Here is a 16,953-nt window from a genome sequence, read left to right as displayed (position 1 = left end):
TGTAGTTTGATTGGAATTGAGGTGAGGATGGTGCAACCATTGGTAAGCATTATATTAGTAAATTATAATGGTTATTCGGATACAGTTGACTGTATACGTAGTTTACTTAACGTAGATTATGATAATTTTAAAATATACGTTATTGATAATGGATCAACTGTGAACGCAACTCCAGAACAACTTCAATATATATCACAACATTCGAATTATATTTGGAGTGATAATAATCTTGGATTTTCTGGGGGAAATAATCTGGGAATTGATTATGCCATGAAGGATAATCCAGATTATTATTTATTGTTAAATAATGATACCGAAGTGGAACCGGATTTTTTGGATAAACTGGTTAAAGTGGGTTCTGAAAAAGATGATGCGGGTATCATTACTGGTAAGATTCTCTGGTTTGATGATAAATTACGAGTTTGGTATGCGGGTGGTGAATATAATTACGAAACAGGGAAGACAACGCATTTTCACTACGATGAAATAAATAATGAGTCAGACAAAAAGATAGAAGCAGTTACGTTTGCAAGTGGCTGTCTTTGGCTTATACCTAGGCAGGTAATCTGCAATGTGGGGAAAATGGATGAACGAATGTTTTTATATGCGGAAGATACAGAGTATTGTTGTCGAGTAATTAAGAATGGTTTAAAAATCTATTATACAAATGACTCAGTGATTTATCATAAGGTTAGCCGTTCAACAGGATTTGGAAGTACGAATTCGCAATACTATAACGTACGCAATACTTTATTTATTAATAATATATATAGCAGTAACAGAATTAGAGTATTGTTAAGACAGATTGTAATTTGGGAAAAAGAGGCTTTCCGTGGGAGAATGGATTTTTATGCCGTACAGCAAGGAATCTTGGATTTTGTTAAACACAAAAGTGGAAAACGAGACAAGTGAAGGGAGAAAAGTAGATGTCGCTTAAAATTCGAATAAGCAAATTGTGTGAAATCATTATATATATTGTATTACTCTTGGATTTGAACTTATTTATGATTTCAAAAATAAGTGTTGCAAGTAGAATGCTATATTCGATTGTGTTGTCTGCTTTTGTTATTATCATAAACTTATCTAAAAGAAAAAGTTTAGTGTATCAGAATGGAATTAAATGGATTCGGATTTATTATATTGTAGTGGTTTTTATGCTGCTTGCTCATTATTTGCATGATAGTAGAATGAACGGAGTTTCAAATGCCATGTTTCTTCGTAATTCTTATTATTATTTAATTTGTATTTTTTCTTTTGCGTTAATTTATGTGATAGATATAAATGGAGGAACCGAAAAATTGTGGAATAATCTACTTGCAATTTCGATACTCTGGACTTTAGTTTTACTTGTGCAGGCGTTTGTATTTAATAAGACTGGAAGATTATTGCTGCCATATTTACAACAGCGTGGAATGTATTCGAATAATACACGTAACGGAATGTTTCGCATTGAGATGCGATCGGTAGCACATATTATGATTATTTACTGTTTTGATCAGTTGTATAATCAAAGACCTAAAAAGAAAGTGGTTTTACTAGTTGGTCTATTGCTTGGAATGATAACAATGTTTTACGTTGAACAAACCCGAGGCTATTATATTGCAATTTTCTTATCAATATTTGCAGTAATGCTATATAATAGTAAAAACCGCAAGCGATTTATTAGAACATATGTTTTGATGACACTTGGCTTTGGGGTTCTGTGGAGAACAAAAGCAATAGGAAAGCTTTTCCAATCTATTTTTAACGGTAACGATTCTATGGCAACAGGATTGGTTCGTGTTGAAGGAATGAAAATGTTTTGGCAATCATTTTTGAGCCGACCACTGTGGGGATGTGGATTCCAAGAAACAGGAGATTTTGTTAATTCTGGTTTGCTGAGTTACTATTTTAATGATTGCGGTTTTGTAGGAATAATAGGGCAAATTGGGATATGGGCTTTTATTATTGTGGGAATAATGCTTTTCAGGTTCGGATTTATTGTAGTTAGAATGTTGAAAAAAAATAGTAGCGATGGATCTTTGTTATTAGGATTGTATGTGTTCTTGGTTTCAAGTTCAACATCTTTGATTTGTTATTGGAATTCAACATGTTTACTTTGTCCTATCCTTTGGGCAATCTTTGAATATACATATGCCATATTTAAATTGGAGAAGTCATGAAAAAAATAGGAATTGAGACATGGACAGGTGGTACGAATTATGGTACCAACTTACAAGCTTTTGCACTTAAGCGACAGTTAGAGTGTATGGGATATCAACCGTCAATCATGGGGGTAGTGCGTCATAATGTGAACTACTTAAAATATCCGGATGTTTTTTTTAGTTATATATCTAAAAAAATTAGTAATATGTGGCAAAGGCATGTAGTAAAAAAGGAAGAAAAACTTCCGGTAAAAGTTGAAAAGAAATTTGCAATTCAAGAGCAAATTTTTACGTCCTTTTGCGAGGAGGAGTTTCCCAAATTAGAAGTAAGAAATATGAGGCAGTGGGATCATGTAAAAGAGGAGTACTTTGCCTTTATTACCGGTAGCGATCAGATTTGGAATCCGGAATATTTTCAAAATTCATATATGCTTGATTATGTTAGAGAGCATAACATCAAGAAAATTTCGTATGCTTCAAGCCTAGGCGTATCAGCGTTATCAAAAAAAGTAAGGAAAAAATATAGAAAATTATTAAAGTCCTATTCAGCAATCAGTGTTAGGGAACAATCAGCAGCTGATATATTACAAGAAATTAGTCCCGTTAAGGTTCAGGTCGTAGTTGATCCCACTATGTTACTTGAGAAAAAAGAATGGGATGCTTTTGTAGGACAGGCAGAGGTTGATCCATCATGGAATGCGCAACAACACTATATTTTATGCTATTTTGTGGGAAATAAAAAGGAGTATTGGTCATATGTAGATAAAATTGAGAAAACAACAGGTTACCATGTGTTGACTATTGCAATGAGTGGAAATGAAGTTCAAGAGACGTATCAGACGATTTATAATGTCGGACCAAGAGAGTTTGTTTGGTTGATCAAAAATGCTTCTATTGTGTGTACTGATTCTTTTCACGCAAGCGTGTTTTCCATTATAAATCATAGAGAATTTTATGTGTTAAAACGATTTAGCGACAGAGATAAGGGTTCGCAGAATACGCGTCTGTATCATTTGTTGCATAATTTTGGATTGGATAGTCGATTTATAGATAATGCATATGGAAGTTTTATCAGAGAAGCAACGATAGACTATCTTCTAATTGATGAAAAGCTAAAAGAGTTAAGAGCTGAATCTGAAGTGTATTTGGAATCGGCATTAAAATAGAAAGGAGGGGATGACCGTGATGATTTGTAAAACTGAGAATTGCACAGGCTGTGCAGCGTGCATGAATGTTTGCCCGGTTGGTAGTATTTCAATGGAACAAAATCAGTATGGAGTAGTGCACCCAGTTATTAATAGCCAGAAGTGCATTTCTTGCAAAAAATGTATTAGAACCTGCCCGAGTAATAATGAGATCCCTTTACTAGCTGTAAAAAAGGTATATGCTTCTTGGCGAAAAAACACACAGCGACTAAAAGATAGTGCATCTGGTGGAATTGGAGCTGTTTTGGCAGAACATTGGATTGCTGATGATGGTATTGTTTGCGGCACTGAGTATGATAAGAATTTTCATCCTCATATGCAGTTGGAAACAACAGCAATGGGGATTGAAAAATTCAAAGGATCAAAATATGTACAAAGTGAAATTGGTTATATCTATAGTGAAGTTAGAGAGCTACTTGTACAAGGAAAAAAGGTATTGTTTTTTGGAACACCATGTCAATTGGCAGGATTGTATTCGATAGTTGGTAGAAATTTTGATAATTTAGTTACAGTCGAAATACTGTGTCATGGAGTAAGTCCTGACAAATACTTTCAAGAGGAATTAGAACAGCTAAAAAAAGAGAAAGGAATACATACATTCGATAATATTAGCTTTAGAACCAATCGTTGGCTATTAGACTTCTGCTTTGCATTTTGGAATAAAGATAGACTCGTTTATGAAATGCCTGCATATGAGAATAGATATTTCGCTTCATTTTTGAAGGGATTATCGTTGCGAGAGTCTTGCTATCAATGTAAATATAAAAATACGAGACGTCTTGGGGATATATTAATTGGAGATTTTATTGGACTTGGAAATAAAATTCCTTTTGAGTTTTCACCTGCGCATAGATCACTTGTTGCATGTATGACTGAGAACGGCCTTGATTTATTAAGTAGATATTCAGATGATATGATTCTTGTTGAACGAACACTCGAAGAGGCAGTGATTGAGGGGAGAAGCTTACGTGAGTCATTTCCAAGACATCCTATGCAAAAAGAGTTTCGAAATCTTGTGGCTCAAAAGGGTTTTATATCAGCGGCAGAAGAAATATTAGGTGAAGATCTAGCGAGAGCAGCACAAACGAACCGTAAGTGGAAACTGACTCGTAAATTTAAAATTTTCTTATATTACAAATTTCATATAAAAATTTGTGATAGGCATATATTTATAGAGAAATAAGACATTTAAACGGTGTGAAATGGAATGGGGGATATAAGGATGCACAAACGTATTCAGTATATAGATATTGCAAAAGGAATATGCATCCTTTTGGTGATATTAGGCCACGAACTGACATGGGATGATGCCGCTCGATATTTTATATACTCTTTCCATATTCCAATGTTTTTTGCACTATCGGGTGTTACAATGCGTTTGACACATGAATGTGAGAAAACCAAGAAAGATTTCATATTGAAAAACGTGACGGGAATATTGTTTCCATACCTAGAAATGTCAATGCTTTATTTTTTGTGGGATTTAATTAGCTGGCTTGCTAGTGGAAAACTGAGTTTTCATCTAATTGCTTTAGATTTTGGACAGATTGTTACGGGATATGGAATTAATGTTTTATGGTTTTTATCAACATTGTTTTTTGCAAAGCTTATATTTTATCAATTAGTTAGAGGCTCCAAAAAGAATAATTCAATTATAGGAATGCTGATGATATTTGTTACTGGTAACGTCCTGTTGATTGTAGTTCCATATCTTTTATGTGAATTTCCAGCGAATTTAGTTGGAAGATATATTGAATGGGGGCTTATTTCGATTCTTCGACCTGTAATTGCAGTGTTCTTTCTTGGGTTTGGTTATTACGGATATCCTCTTTTTGAGAATAGGCGTAAAAACAGAGGGATGTCGATATCACTTTTAGCGTTGAGTATTTGCTTAATTCCCGTATTTCTGCAAGGTAAAATTACATTGGTGAATATGGTTTCGAATCCATTTTTTATGGTTTTCTTAACTGGAACAAGTGGAACGACAGCAGTTTTGATGGCGTGTAGCCTTCTTGAGGGATGTCGATATTTGTCTAGGCTTTTAACTTATTTCGGTAAAAATTCACTAATCATAATGCTAACGCATGAATACATTCCGGTAAGAGCGTTTATTCAAAAATCGGTAGAACAGGTCATCAACAATTATTTTTTGCAAATTCTCGTAACTTTTTTTGCAATTGTAGTGGTTGAAGCATTGATTTGTAAGTTATGGGGGATATATAGGGTGTATTGGAGACGAATAATCAAAGCCTGAAATAGTTTTTTGATAAGGAGTGTAGTCATGGCAGAGAGTCATTTGTTAGAAAAAATAAAATTAAAATATCATGATATTCCTGTACAAGCCAAGTTGGCAATGTGGATTTTGATATGTACTGTTATCCAAAAGGGTATTTCTTTGATTACTGTGCCTGTTTTTACTAGGTTAATGGATACAACAGAATATGGAAAAGTTTCAATCTATTTTTCTTGGGTTAATATTGCATCGATTATTACATCTTTTAAGTTAAATGCAGGTGTTTATAATAAAGGGCTATCTAAGTTTAAAGAGGACAGAGATGGATACTGTCTTTCAATGCAATATACTACCACTTTTTTTACAGTAGCTCTTTTATTTGTTTGTTTAATTTTTAGAGATGCAGTTTGCTCTCTGACCGAGCTCTCGTTTGGATTGATATTATTAATGTTTGTTGAATTACTGTTTAACACATCTATGGGATTTTGGACCGTAAAAAAACAGTACGAATTTAAGTATAAGCAGATTGTGGCTGGAACACTTGTATTGACTTTTTTAAATCCATTATTAGGTGTTTTATTTGTGGTAAATGCTCCTTATGAGCAGCGTGGTACAGCCAGAATTCTATCAACAGTATTGGCAATATCATTGGTGGGTCTATTCTTCTATATCATAAATATGAAGCAAGGTAAATATAAGTATAAATTTGCCTATACTAAGTTTGCCGTGCTTTTTAATATCCCGCTTATTCCACATTATTTTTCTGAATACATATTGAATCAATCAGATAGAATAATGATTCAAAAAATGTGCTCCTTATCCGATGTGGCCTTTTATAGCGTTGCATATAATGCTGGAATGCTTCTTACTATTATTACTAGCAGTTTAAATCAAGCCTTAACACCTTGGTTATATCAAAGCCTTGATGATAAGAATTATTGTCAGATTAGTAAGACTATTATGTCCCTTGCGGCATTGATTATGGTGCCACTTATTATCTTTATTTGTTTAGCACCAGAGGCCATTTATATTTTAGCTGGTGACAAGTATGCATCAGCAGTATATGTAATTCCTCCAGTAGCAGGAAGTATAGTATTTTTATTTTTGTATACTAATTTTGCGAACATTGAATTTTATTATGATTATAATAAATTTACCATGTATATATCTATGATCGGAGCAATTCTAAATCTTGCTTTAAATTATGTGTTTATTAATTTATTTGGATTTGTTGCTGCAGGATATACGACGTTTGCATGTTTCTTTGTTTATTGTTTTGGTCATTATCTGTTTATGGAATTTATTATGAAAAAAAAGAATCATGTTCATTTGATTGATATTAAAATGCTTCTTGGGTTGGTAATAGTGTTATTGGCGCTCATGATAACGATGAGCTTGACCTACAGTAGCATTTTGCTTAGGTATTCACTCATTTGCCTGTTACTAGCATTTGTGTTTGTTTTTCGTAAAAGAATTTGTTCGATTTTGCTCATGATAAAAAAGGTAAATTGATAATTTACGAAAGGAGTGCATTATGAAGATATCAGAAATGATAGGGGCAATAATTCCTACATTAGTATTCAATGCGAAAGCTTTTGGTTTTATAGGGGCATTAAATAAACGTTTCCCTGTGTTTATTGGAAAAGGGATAAAGGTAGGAAAAGTTGCTAAAGGAACTATTATTTTGTCGGAGTGCAGAACTGGGATAGTGAGAATTGGATTTGGTGGAGTTGCGGATATGCCTGCAAATGGGGGGGATAAGGATAGATGATGGAGCGAATGTTCACTTCTACGGAAGGATTGGAATAGCCGAGGGATGTGATATTTTGATAGGAAAAAAATCAAAAGTTCATTTTGGAAATAATTTTAGTGCTGGAAAAAATTTTTATCTGTCATCTAATACAGGTGTTTCATTTGGGGAGAATGTATTACTTGGCTGGAATGTTGCAATCAGAGATTCTGATGGGCATAGTGTTATTATAAATGGAGAGAAAAAGAAATCAGAGAAGCCTATTGCCATAGGAAATCATGTGTGGATTGGATCGGATACAACTTGGCTAAAGGGAAGTGTTGTAAAAGACAATTCTATAATTGCAACCAAAGCAGTTGTAACGAAAGCGTTTGATGAGGAAAATGTAGTTATTGGAGGTTTTCCAGCTACAATTATTGAGCGTGGGATAAACTGGGAAAAATAAAGAGGAATGATGGTTATGAAAAGGATTTTTATTCTGTTAAATATGTTGTTGCAAAAAAATGGTTGGGGAAGAGCAGATTATTTAAGAAAAAACAATATTCTTGGGCATATCGGTAAAAACGTTTCATATCGACCATACAATCTTCCGCAAGAAGCAAAGTTACTGCATCTTGGAGATAATGTCTGGATTGCAGCGGGCGTTCGTTTTGTTACACATGATATGATTAATCATATGCTATATTTTCTTGGAGAGAAGGAATTTGATCCTCCGATTTTGCATGTGGGAGAAATACATATTGGTAACAATGTTGTTATTGGAAGTGATTCTATTATTCTATATGGTAAAACAATAGGGAATAATGTTATCGTTGCCGCAGGAAGTGTTGTGACAAAAAATATTCCAGATGATGAGGTATGGGGGGGGATCCAGCAAGAAAAATATGTTCTTTTGAGGAATTTTTAGAAAGACGGAAATCTGTTTATAGTAAATAAGCGAGAATAAACACGGAGATAGGTTTATTATTGATGGATTACCGACAATACTACATACAAGGAAAGAACACTATTATGAAAATAATAGTTATGGACGGTAGCAGAGCCTACTTAAAAACGGCATAGAGATATATTTTTGACAGATATTAAAAATACAATGTTTAATCTGTTCGCCGCTGTGGATATTGGCATTATTGCTTGTATGCAGCATCTGTATCGACACTTATTGCATATTTGGCAATGGCTCTATATAGATATTTTGATGTAAAGAGATATGTTTCTGCTTGCTTGAGAAAAAATATATCTTTCTCACTATTATTGTTGGAATGATAACGATAATTGCATATTATTCCAGAAATACATTTTCGTGTGCAGGGGCGCTTATTATTGTGTTCATGAAGGGGAAAATGAATTTTATGTAACTATTAAAAAACTCGAAGTATATTAATAAAGCTGAGGTGCGTATAATGGCGATGAAGGTTGTGATTATGGCAGGCGGCAAGGGAACCCGAATTACTTCTGTGGCGAGTGATATTCCTAAACCGATGATAAAAATTGAAGGTATCCCCGTGTTGGAACGAGAGATTGAATGCCTGAGAAACCAGGGATTTGATGACATTATTATGACGGTAAGTCACCTAGGAAATATTATTATGGATTACTTTGGTGATGGTTCTGGAAACTCTCCGATAACAGGTGTGCCTTTTGGCGTACATATTGAATACTATTTTGAAAAAGAGCCACTCGGCAATGCAGGTGCGCTGTTCAATATAAAAGATAAGCTGACATCTGATTTTTTGCTCCTAAATGCAGATGCGATGTTTGATGTGGATTTTAACAGATTTGTTGCATTTCATAAGGAACACGGTGGTTTGGTTACACTTTTTACACATCCGAATAGCCATCCATACGACAGTGGACTTATTATTGCTGATAAGAATGGTGCGGTTGAAAAATGGCTTGCAAAAGAAGATGAGCGTCCGCAGTATTACAGGAATCGTGTAAATGCTGGCTTGCATGTTATCAGCCCTCAAGTTCTAGAGCTGGCTGATATTGATGTGGATTTAATAGGTAAGATTGGCACAAATGGTAAACCGGTAAAGGTCGATTTGGATCGCCAGTTGTTAAAATCGTTGGCCGGAACAGGAAAAATGTTTTGCTATGACAGTCCTGAGTATGTCAAAGATATGGGCACTCCAGATCGGTACTATTCCGTATGTAAAGATTATAAAGAGGGCAGAGTCTCTGGAAAGAATCTGAAAAACAAACAAAAGGCTGTATTCCTTGATCGAGATGGAACTATTAACAAGTATGTTGGATTTCTTAGAAATATAGATGATTTTGAATTGATTGATGGTGTTGCGGCGGCAATCCGTAAGATTAATGAATCTGGTTATCTTGCTATTGTAGTGACGAATCAGCCAGTTATTGCCCGTGGAGAGATTTCTTTTGATGAACTTGAAGAAATCCACAATAAGATGGAAACACTCCTTGGACAAGAAGGTGCATATTTGGATGCCATTTATTATTGTCCGCATCACCCACATAAGGGATATGAAGGAGAGCGTCCGGAACTGAAGATTGAATGTGATTGTCGTAAACCGAAGCCGGGAATGTTGTTCAAAGCAGCAGAAGACTTTAACATTGATTTATCACAGTCATGGATGATCGGTGATGGTGAAAATGATGTTAAAGCTGGTATCAATGCAGGGTGCAGGACTGTGCTTTTGAGCGATGGTGATGAATGTTATGGGCAGAATATTACGATGCAATCTCTATCTAAATTAATGAAAGAGAGTATTGTTGTATGAGAAAACAATTGAAAGTGTCCACCGGGGGGGACGGAAAAGTTTGGTATTCTAAAGTTTGTCCTTTCTTTATTAGTTGTTGTTAGACATGGTGCTCAATATATCTTTAAGGACGGAACGGACTGTATAGTGTATCGCACAGTAGTGAGTGGATTGTCCTCGATTGCTGTACCCACTTTTTTTGGTATTACGGGATACTTTTCTTATGAATCAAGTCGAGAAAAAAGTGATGTTGCAGATTAGTAGAATACTAAAACTCTATTTGTGTTTGTCCTTTATTTATCTACCATTAAATTATTATAGTTTGAGAGGCAATAACCAATTTTTCATGTTGAATATCCGTTCCTTCGGAACAGGGGTACATTTGAACCGTAATAATCAGGGTATGGCGATGAAGTTATTGGCAAATATTGTTGTTATTGTACTAAATTATATTCTTAGCAAATTGGTTGTTTTTAAGAAACAGGGGAAATGAAAACTGTACCACCCTTATTGTGGGTGGGTGTCATCCTAAATCAACAGCCTCCACGTGGCGGATGATGGGTACCGAAAATAGTAGGTGGCAAAGAGTTGAGAATAGTTTGAGAAAAAATGATAGAAAAGAAAATAAGCTATGAAGAGGGTTCTATTATGAAAGGTATCATTTTAGCAGGAGGGTCAGGCACGCGCCTGTATCCATTAACAAAAGTAACAAGTAAACAGCTTTTGCCAATCTACGACAAACCGATGATTTATTATCCGATGTCCGTTCTGATGAACGCCGGCATCCGCGATATTTTGATTATTTCCACACCACAGGATACTCCTCGTTTCGAGAACTTGCTGGGTGATGGACACCAGTTTGGTGTGAATCTGACCTATGCTGTTCAGCCGTCTCCGGATGGACTGGCACAGGCCTTTATTATTGGTGCTGATTTCATCGGCAATGATTCTGTGGCTATGGTGTTGGGCGATAACATCTTTGCGGGCCACGGGTTGAAGAAGCGCCTGCAGGCAGCAGTCCAGAATGCAGAAAACGGCAAGGGCGCAACGGTGTTTGGCTACTATGTGGACGATCCGGAGCGTTTCGGAATTGTGGAGTTTGACAAGAACGGTAAGGCCATTTCTATCGAGGAAAAGCCAGAACATCCGAAGAGCAACTACTGCGTGACTGGCCTGTACTTCTATGATAACCGTGTAGTCGAGTTTGCTAAGAACCTGAAGCCGTCCGCTCGTGGGGAACTGGAAATCACTGATCTGAACCGTATTTATCTGGAAGATGGTACTCTGAATGTGGAATTGCTGGGTCAGGGCTTCACTTGGCTGGATACAGGTACACATGAGAGCTTGGTGGATGCCACCAACTTCGTAAAGACTGTCGAGCAGCATCAGCATCGTAAGATTGCCTGCCTGGAAGAAATCGCATACTTGAACGGCTGGATCAGCAAGGATGAGCTGATGGAAGTCTATGAGGTCATGAAGAAGAACCAGTATGGACAGTATCTGAAGGATGTCATGGACGGCAAGTATCAGGAACATCTGTATTAATTAGAAAACGAACATAGATAAGTGTAGAGGAGATTAAACCATGAATATTATTGTTACCGGCGGTGCTGGGTTTATTGGTAGTAACTTTGTGTTTCACATGCTGAAGAAGTATCCGGATTATCGAATCATCTGTCTGGACAAGCTGACCTATGCAGGCAATCTGTCCACACTGGCACTGGTTATGGATAACCCAAATTTCCGCTTCGTGAAGGCTGATATCTGTGACCGCGAAGCTGTGAATAAACTGTTTGAAGAAGAACATCCGGACATCGTGGTGAACTTTGCGGCAGAGTCTCATGTTGACCGTTCTATCGAAGATCCTGGCATCTTCCTCCAGACCAATATCATCGGTACCAGTGTTCTGATGGACGCTTGCCGCAAGTACGGCATCCAGCGTTACCATCAGGTTTCCACCGATGAGGTTTATGGTGACCTGCCTCTGGATCGTCCTGACCTGTTCTTCACTGAGGAGACTCCGATCCACACCAGCTCTCCGTACAGCAGCTCCAAGGCTGCTGCTGACCTGCTGGTTCTGGCTTACCACCGCACCTACGGCCTGCCTGTGACTATTTCCCGTTGCTCCAACAACTATGGCCCGTATCACTTCCCGGAGAAGCTGATTCCGCTGATGATCGCCAATGCTCTGGCTGACAAGCCGCTGCCTGTTTACGGCGAGGGCCTGAACGTCCGTGACTGGTTGTATGTGGAAGATCACTGCAAGGCTATTGATTTGATTATCCACAAGGGTCGTGTTGGTGAAGTCTACAACGTCGGTGGTCACAATGAGAAGCAGAATATTGAGATTGTGAAGATTATCTGCAAGGAACTGGACAAGCCTGAGAGCCTGATCACTCATGTCGGTGACCGTAAAGGCCACGATATGCGCTATGCTATCGACCCGACCAAGATCCACAATGAGCTGGGCTGGTTGCCGGAGACCAAGTTTGAGGACGGTATTAAAAAGACCATCCAGTGGTATCTCGATAACCGTGAGTGGTGGGAGACTATCATCAGCGGTGAGTATCAGAACTACTACGAGAAAATGTACAGCAACCGCTAAAAGCCAGAGGAGGAAAGAATATGAAGTTTTTTGTAACAGGCGTTGGCGGTCAGTTGGGCCATGATGTGATGAATGAGCTGCTAAAGCGTGGTCATGAAGGTGTAGGTTCTGACATTCAGGAAAACTACAGTGGTGTTGCTGATGGTTCTGCGGTAACAAAAGCACCGTATGTGTCTCTGGATATTACTGATAAGGATGCCGTTGAAAAAGTAATTACAGAAGTAAATCCGGATGCCGTGATCCATTGTGCAGCATGGACTGCTGTGGATATGGCAGAGGATGACGATAAGGTAACGAAAGTTCGTGCCATCAATGCTGGAGGCACTCAGAACATTGCAGATGTCTGCAAGAAACTGAACTGCAAAATGACCTATATCAGCACGGATTATGTGTTTGACGGTCAGGGCACTGAGCCTTGGCAGCCGGACTGCAAGGATTACAAGCCGCTGAATGTGTATGGTCAGACGAAGTTGGAAGGTGAACTGGCGGTCAGCCAAACGCTGGAGAAGTATTTCATTGTCCGCATTGCATGGGTGTTTGGCTTGAATGGCAAGAACTTTATTAAGACCATGCTGAATGTCGGCAAGACCCATGACACCGTCCGTGTGGTCAATGACCAGATCGGCACACCGACCTATACATACGATTTGGCTCGACTGCTCGTTGATATGAATGAAACCGAAAAATACGGCTACTACCATGCAACCAACGAGGGCGGCTACATCAGCTGGTACGACTTCACGAAAGAAATCTACCATCAGGCTGGTTATAAGACAGAAGTCCTGCCGGTGACCACGGCAGAGTATGGTCTGAGCAAGGCGGCTCGTCCGTTCAACAGTCGTTTGGATAAGAGCAAGCTGGTGGAGGCTGGATTTACTCCGCTTCCGACCTGGCAGGATGCGCTGAGCCGTTACCTGAAAGAAATCGAGCAGTAAGAGGAGATAGAGGAAATGGGACAGATTAAAGTTGAAAAAAATGTAGGCGGCATCGAAGGACTTTGTGTTATTGAGCCTGCTGTTCACGGCGATGCCCGTGGCTATTTCATGGAAACTTACAACGAAAAAGATATGAAGGAAGCTGGCATTGACATCCACTTTGTACAGGATAACCAGTCCATGTCTACAAAGGGTGTGCTGCGTGGCCTGCACTTCCAGAAACATTATCCGCAGTGCAAGCTGGTGCGCGCCGTGCGTGGCACAGTGTTCGATGTTGCTGTTGATCTGAGAAGTGATTCTACGACCTACGGCAAATGGTATGGGGTTACCCTGTCGGCCGAGAACAAGAAGCAGTTCCTCATCCCGGAAGGTTTTGCGCATGGCTTCCTGGTTCTGAGTGACGAGGCAGAGTTCTGCTATAAGGTCAATGACTTCTGGCATCCGAATGACGAGGGCGGTATGGCTTGGAATGACCCGGAGATCGGCATTGAATGGCCGGAGTTGAAGGGCGAGTATAAGGGCAGTGCAAGCGCAGAGGGTTATACGCTGGAAGACGGTACGGAATTGAACCTGAGTGATAAGGACCAGAAGTGGCTGGGACTGAAAGATACTTTTAAATTTTAATAGGAATCTTTTACAACACAGTAGGTGGAGTGCTCAGCGGGTCATTGTACTGTGTAGCGATGAAGGCAAGAAAGTGTCTGTAAAACTTGAGAAAATTGTGATATACTGGGAGCGGTAGCTCCCATGCTGCTCTGATAATCACACACCTCTCCGTGGTGAGCAGCAGGCAACGATCTAAGAATCAGGAATTCGATAATCGGCTGAGATGTGAAGAATGAGCGATTGACCTCATAGGAGGTACGATATGGATACTTTAGAAGAACTGAAATATTACTGTGATGGACCACAACCTGTGGGAGCACTGATGCTCACTGGTGAGTGGGGATGTGGAAAAACATATTTATTAAATAATAGCTTATCAAATGTGCTAAAGGATAAATGTGTGTTTTTGCGTGTGAGTCTATTTGGCATGGCGTCGATAGAAGAGGTAAAGAAAGAAGTAAAGCAATGTTGGCTTAGAACCGTAGCTGAATTAAATACTCCAGCGTCTGGATGGGTTGAAAAGGCTCAAAAGTATACTGGAGTTTTTAAGACAGTTGCGGATAAAGGTGCTGAACACCTTCCAGAGCCTTGGAAAAGCATTGTGAGTGGAGCATTATCTTTTAATGCTATTGATTTCGTAAAAGTCGAACCTAAAATGGGAGATAAAAAAGTAATCTTGATATTTGATGATTTGGAGCGTACTGATATTTCAACGTCTGATTTATTAGGCTGTATCAACGATTATTGTGAAAATCTTCATATTAATACAATCGTAGTGGCAAATGAGGAAAAAATACAGTCAAGTGAAAAAGATAAAATTAAGTATAGTGAAATAAAGGAAAAAATTATCCAAAGAACTATACATTATGTACCGGATTACTCTTCAGTGGTTTCTAATGTAATTGATAATATAGAGTGTAAGGATGAGGATGTGGTTTCTCAAGAATACAAAGCACTCCTTGTAAAATATAAGGAAATTATTAGTTCTATTTTTTCAGGTGCATCAGTAGAAGGAATACCACTAGAACAGTTGATCTCAAAGAAATATTCTGGAAATTCAAGGGCAGAACTCGAAAGTGAAAAAGACAAAATTCAGGAGTTGCTTAAACATAGACCGCATAACATCCGAAGCCTTAAATGTGCAATTCAAGATTTTAAAAGAATATATATATTACTTAATGAAAAGCATATTGAAAATAGAGAAAAATGGCTTTTTACATATCTTTCATATGTATTGTGTTTCCGGGCGGGATTGATTCCAGAAAGTGCACGATATGGAACGCTTTTTTCTGATGAAAAGGTGTCTATACTTTACCCTGGATTTTATGATGATAAATTCATTACGGGTGGAATTAAGCAATGGATTAGGCATGGAGAGTGGGCGAAAGATACTCTTGATGCAGAATTTGATTATGTCATAAATAGAGACAAAGCTATTACCCCGGAAGAAAAAGTGCGAATGAATAGACTTTTAGATTTAGATGAAGTTGATATAAGAGACGGATACCCGATACTTTTGGAAGAAGCATATACTGGCACATTGGAGTTAAATGATTATGTGAATTTGCTGTACAATAGTTGTTGGGCTAGAAAGTATAATATTCAGCTTCCAGACATTAAGTGGGAAAAAATTTGCGATGGGATTCATAAGCAGATTGAGAAAATGATTCATACCGGAGAAGAGCAACCACGCCACCGTATGATTATTGGTGATGACAATAAGGATTTATTTTTGCCGGAAGAATGGAATGCATATAAAATAATTAATGAATTTTTGAGTTCAAACACATTGATGTTTGAAAAGAACAAAGCTCTTTATGTGAGCTTGATGAAGAAAGAACCCTTGAATGCCCTGGCTCAAACGCAGAATAAGCGGTTTGATATGTTTGATGTCGAGATGGCCGAGGCCACAGCGGATGGGTTCGAAAAGGTGACAAATGCAGAAAAAAGTAGCTTTGTAGATTACTTTAAGAGAATGTGGCAGGTTAATATATGCACACAGGACTATAAGATTAAGTTGCCAGAAGAGGGATTCCAAACCTTAAAACGGCGTGTATTGCAGATTTTGGATAAATGCCGAGTTGAATCTTTACCAATATCTGAGGCACATGCAAATAGTTTTCTTGAAGTAATCGATAATTTGATTGTTGAACAGAAGCAAAAGCTACAAGAAATTCAAAATAAAGAGGAAGAAGATAGAATAAAAGCTGAGGAAAAGGCATTAGCAGAGAAACAAGAAGCGGAACAAGCAAAGAAATCTGAGATAGACGATGTGATTGAAAAGATGCTGTCAGATGGTGTAAGTGCTGATGATATTCTCGCTAAGTTGAAATAATATTTCTGCAGTGCTATGCTTAAACAATTAAAAAGGAAAGAGGTTATCACCTATGCCCAGAACGAAAGGCAGCAAAAACCGTTCCAAAATCAATACCACCAAAGACTACGCATCTCAGATCGCGGAGAAGCAGGAGACTATTGCGTCTCTGAATACTGAGATCGCATCCATCCAGAAAGCGATTGAGGAGCAGAAGAATACACTGAAAGAGAAGAAAACTGTTCTGAAGAAGACCGAAAAAGAAGTGGCATCCCTAGAAGCGAAGAAAGCAAAGGCAGATGCTAAGGCCGCTGAAGAAGCTAAGAAGGCTGAATCCGAAGCAGTGCTGAAGAAATTATGGTGTGGTATAAAAAAAGTTGACAGCTTATTCTCAATGATTTCATAATAAAATCAAGAGAATAAGGAGGTACTCAA

Annotated in this window: 16 protein-coding genes; all 16 read left to right on the top strand. The window is 38.0% G+C overall.

The features are described 5' to 3' along the window. Positions 1-39 precede the first annotated feature (39 nt). The 16 genes from ACESON_RS07500 (at position 40) to ACESON_RS07425 (ending at position 16,924) form a co-directional block, all read left to right on the top strand. Positions 40-912 carry a glycosyltransferase family 2 protein gene (locus tag ACESON_RS07500; RefSeq protein WP_373109113.1) on the top strand — a complete coding sequence of 291 codons (873 nt, stop codon included), beginning with the start codon at positions 40-42 and terminating at the stop codon, positions 910-912. 14 nt (positions 913-926) lie between these two features. Next, the gene (locus ACESON_RS07495) at positions 927-2,162 is read left to right on the top strand and encodes a hypothetical protein (protein WP_373109111.1); all 1,236 of its coding nucleotides are present in this window, start codon (positions 927-929) and stop codon (positions 2,160-2,162) included. Next, positions 2,159-3,310 (top strand): polysaccharide pyruvyl transferase family protein, encoded by a 1,152-nt coding sequence (locus tag ACESON_RS07490; RefSeq protein WP_373109110.1) that lies wholly within the window; start codon positions 2,159-2,161, stop codon positions 3,308-3,310. Before ACESON_RS07495 ends, ACESON_RS07490 begins: the two co-directional genes overlap by 4 nt. Before the next feature lie 19 nt (positions 3,311-3,329). Then, on the top strand, positions 3,330-4,532 hold the full coding sequence (locus tag ACESON_RS07485) for a Coenzyme F420 hydrogenase/dehydrogenase, beta subunit C-terminal domain (protein ID WP_373109297.1): 1,203 nt from the start codon (positions 3,330-3,332) through the stop codon (positions 4,530-4,532). A 39-nt stretch (positions 4,533-4,571) separates the two neighbouring features. Next, complete coding sequence (locus tag ACESON_RS07480; protein WP_373109109.1) at positions 4,572-5,603, top strand: acyltransferase family protein; 1,032 nt, start codon at positions 4,572-4,574, stop codon at positions 5,601-5,603. Positions 5,604-5,630: 27 nt separating this feature from the next. Beyond that, positions 5,631-7,094: a lipopolysaccharide biosynthesis protein gene (locus ACESON_RS07475; RefSeq protein ID WP_373109108.1), complete on the top strand. Its 1,464-nt coding sequence runs from the start codon at positions 5,631-5,633 to the stop codon at positions 7,092-7,094. Positions 7,095-7,116: 22 nt separating this feature from the next. Continuing rightward, positions 7,117-7,353, top strand: a complete 237-nt coding sequence (locus ACESON_RS07470) for a hypothetical protein (RefSeq protein ID WP_373109107.1) — start codon at positions 7,117-7,119, stop codon at positions 7,351-7,353. Continuing rightward, entirely contained in the window at positions 7,331-7,777 is a 447-nt protein-coding gene (locus tag ACESON_RS07465; RefSeq protein ID WP_373109106.1) for a hypothetical protein, read from the top strand. Before ACESON_RS07470 ends, ACESON_RS07465 begins: the two co-directional genes overlap by 23 nt. A gap of 15 nt (positions 7,778-7,792) precedes the next feature. Beyond that, positions 7,793-8,239, top strand: a complete 447-nt coding sequence (locus ACESON_RS07460) for a DapH/DapD/GlmU-related protein (protein ID WP_373109104.1) — start codon at positions 7,793-7,795, stop codon at positions 8,237-8,239. 496 nt (positions 8,240-8,735) lie between these two features. Then, positions 8,736-10,079, top strand: coding sequence for a D-glycero-beta-D-manno-heptose 1,7-bisphosphate 7-phosphatase (gene gmhB / locus ACESON_RS07455; RefSeq protein ID WP_373109103.1), 1,344 nt, complete (start codon positions 8,736-8,738; stop codon positions 10,077-10,079). Between the two features lie 627 nt (positions 10,080-10,706). Further along, positions 10,707-11,603, top strand: coding sequence for a glucose-1-phosphate thymidylyltransferase RfbA (gene rfbA, locus ACESON_RS07450; protein WP_373109102.1), 897 nt, complete (start codon positions 10,707-10,709; stop codon positions 11,601-11,603). Positions 11,604-11,643: 40 nt separating this feature from the next. Further along, positions 11,644-12,663 carry a dTDP-glucose 4,6-dehydratase gene (gene rfbB / locus ACESON_RS07445; RefSeq protein WP_373109101.1) on the top strand — a complete coding sequence of 340 codons (1,020 nt, stop codon included), beginning with the start codon at positions 11,644-11,646 and terminating at the stop codon, positions 12,661-12,663. Positions 12,664-12,683: 20 nt separating this feature from the next. Then, positions 12,684-13,598, top strand: coding sequence for a dTDP-4-dehydrorhamnose reductase (rfbD, locus tag ACESON_RS07440; RefSeq protein ID WP_373109100.1), 915 nt, complete (start codon positions 12,684-12,686; stop codon positions 13,596-13,598). 15 nt (positions 13,599-13,613) lie between these two features. Beyond that, positions 13,614-14,222, top strand: a complete 609-nt coding sequence (gene rfbC, locus ACESON_RS07435; protein ID WP_373109099.1) for a dTDP-4-dehydrorhamnose 3,5-epimerase — start codon at positions 13,614-13,616, stop codon at positions 14,220-14,222. 244 nt (positions 14,223-14,466) lie between these two features. Next, positions 14,467-16,539, top strand: coding sequence for a P-loop NTPase fold protein (locus ACESON_RS07430; RefSeq protein WP_373109098.1), 2,073 nt, complete (start codon positions 14,467-14,469; stop codon positions 16,537-16,539). Between the two features lie 52 nt (positions 16,540-16,591). Then, positions 16,592-16,924: a hypothetical protein gene (locus ACESON_RS07425; RefSeq protein WP_373109097.1), complete on the top strand. Its 333-nt coding sequence runs from the start codon at positions 16,592-16,594 to the stop codon at positions 16,922-16,924. Positions 16,925-16,953: the final 29 nt, after the last annotated feature.

The organism is Lachnoclostridium sp. Marseille-P6806, assembly GCF_964238185.1.
Classification (GTDB): Bacteria; Bacillota; Clostridia; order Lachnospirales; family Lachnospiraceae; genus Brotaphodocola.
Note: the sequence above shows the minus strand (reverse complement) of the source record. Positions and strands in the feature narration are given on the sequence as shown.

Bases quoted from the DNA above. Each gene is read 5' to 3' on its own strand.
- ACESON_RS07470 (WP_373109107.1), top strand. From the start codon at position 7,117: ATGAAGATATCAGAAATGATAGGGGCAATAATTCCTACATTAGTATTC.
- ACESON_RS07485 (WP_373109297.1), top strand. From the start codon at position 3,330: ATGATTTGTAAAACTGAGAATTGCACAGGCTGTGCAGCGTGCATGAAT.
- ACESON_RS07425 (WP_373109097.1), top strand. From the start codon at position 16,592: ATGCCCAGAACGAAAGGCAGCAAAAACCGTTCCAAAATCAATACCACC.
- rfbD (WP_373109100.1), top strand. From the start codon at position 12,684: ATGAAGTTTTTTGTAACAGGCGTTGGCGGTCAGTTGGGCCATGATGTG.
- rfbC (WP_373109099.1), top strand. From the start codon at position 13,614: ATGGGACAGATTAAAGTTGAAAAAAATGTAGGCGGCATCGAAGGACTT.
- gmhB (WP_373109103.1), top strand. From the start codon at position 8,736: ATGGCGATGAAGGTTGTGATTATGGCAGGCGGCAAGGGAACCCGAATT.
- rfbA (WP_373109102.1), top strand. From the start codon at position 10,707: ATGAAAGGTATCATTTTAGCAGGAGGGTCAGGCACGCGCCTGTATCCA.
- ACESON_RS07460 (WP_373109104.1), top strand. From the start codon at position 7,793: ATGAAAAGGATTTTTATTCTGTTAAATATGTTGTTGCAAAAAAATGGT.
- rfbB (WP_373109101.1), top strand. From the start codon at position 11,644: ATGAATATTATTGTTACCGGCGGTGCTGGGTTTATTGGTAGTAACTTT.
- ACESON_RS07475 (WP_373109108.1), top strand. From the start codon at position 5,631: ATGGCAGAGAGTCATTTGTTAGAAAAAATAAAATTAAAATATCATGAT.
- ACESON_RS07490 (WP_373109110.1), top strand. From the start codon at position 2,159: ATGAAAAAAATAGGAATTGAGACATGGACAGGTGGTACGAATTATGGT.
- ACESON_RS07480 (WP_373109109.1), top strand. From the start codon at position 4,572: ATGCACAAACGTATTCAGTATATAGATATTGCAAAAGGAATATGCATC.
- ACESON_RS07495 (WP_373109111.1), top strand. From the start codon at position 927: ATGTCGCTTAAAATTCGAATAAGCAAATTGTGTGAAATCATTATATAT.
- ACESON_RS07430 (WP_373109098.1), top strand. From the start codon at position 14,467: ATGGATACTTTAGAAGAACTGAAATATTACTGTGATGGACCACAACCT.
- ACESON_RS07465 (WP_373109106.1), top strand. From the start codon at position 7,331: ATGGGGGGGATAAGGATAGATGATGGAGCGAATGTTCACTTCTACGGA.